The following is a 944-nucleotide window of genomic DNA, read 5'->3' as shown; positions in this document are numbered from 1 at the left end:
ACGGCATCGCCGAGATTCCCGAGTACCGCATCCTGCCGGACCGGGTCGGTGCCATCTCCACCGATCTGTGGCAGGACCACCACGGTGGTGGTCCGCTCGGCTGGACCGACCAGTTGCTGCGGGCGCGCACGATCCCGTCGTACCTCGATCACGACTGGGACCGCGACTGGGGAGCGATCGAACAGTACACACCGATCGACTCGGCCACGGAGACCGCGGAACTCGACACCACCACGGTCACGCGCAGCGGGCTGTGGAGTCCGGGTCCGATCAACACCACCTACTGACGGAACCACGCCTCCGCACGACCGGCGAGCGCCTTCCCGAGCCGCAGGCGCGATGTCTCGGTGAGCGGTTCGGGGAGCGCGTCCGGCGCGAACCACGCCACCTCGAGGTTCTCGTCGTCGGCTACACGTGCGTCCCCGCCGGTCGCGCGGAGCAGAAAGCACACGTCGAGGTACTGCGCGACGTCGCCGTTGGGATAGGTGATGGGCGCCGTGACGTCGACGCTCGTCAACCGGACGATCTCGGCGGTGACACCTGTCTCCTCGAGTACCTCGCGGACCGCGGCGACCGCCGGTTCCTCGCCGGGTTCGAGGATGCCGGAGACCACCGCCCACATCCCGTTGTCGGCGCGGCGGGTGAGCAGGACGCGATCGTGCTCGTCCGTGACGATCGCACTCACCCCCGGCAGCCACAGGGGAGCGGTTCCTACGTGTGAGCGGAGCTGGACGACGAAATCGGGTATCGGCACGCCATCGTTTGTATACCGGCGGGCGGGCTGCCGCCGGGCGAGCCGACGGTCAGTTCGAGTAGCCGTTGAGGGTGTAGGTCAGGTCGGTGAGGATCGCCCGCGCGGCGACCGGTCCGGGGGTCGACCACACGTCGTCGCTCACGGAGAACAGACGGCCGTCGCGAACGGCCCCGAGATCGAGCCACTCGTC

General features: G+C 68.9%; 2 protein-coding genes. One reads left to right on the top strand and one right to left on the bottom strand.

Going from position 1 to position 944, the window contains the following annotated elements; translation table 11 throughout:
- A partial coding sequence (locus tag R1101_RS28725) for an arabinosyltransferase C-terminal domain-containing protein (protein WP_037225180.1) occupies positions 1-287 on the top strand: 287 nt, incomplete at its 5' end.
- Here R1101_RS28725 and R1101_RS0124425 read toward each other — a convergent pair.
- Positions 281-754 carry an NUDIX hydrolase gene (locus R1101_RS0124425; RefSeq protein ID WP_016935754.1) on the bottom strand — a complete coding sequence of 158 codons (474 nt, stop codon included), beginning with the start codon at positions 752-754 and terminating at the stop codon, positions 281-283. The two genes, R1101_RS28725 and R1101_RS0124425, sit on opposite strands and share 7 nt — an antisense overlap.
- Positions 755-944: the final 190 nt, after the last annotated feature.

It is taken from the genome of Rhodococcus sp. R1101, assembly GCF_000278445.1.
Taxonomy (GTDB): domain Bacteria; phylum Actinomycetota; class Actinomycetes; order Mycobacteriales; family Mycobacteriaceae; genus Rhodococcus; species Rhodococcus gordoniae.
The sequence above is the reverse complement of the archived record's forward strand: the minus strand, read 5'-3'. Positions and strand labels throughout refer to the sequence as shown.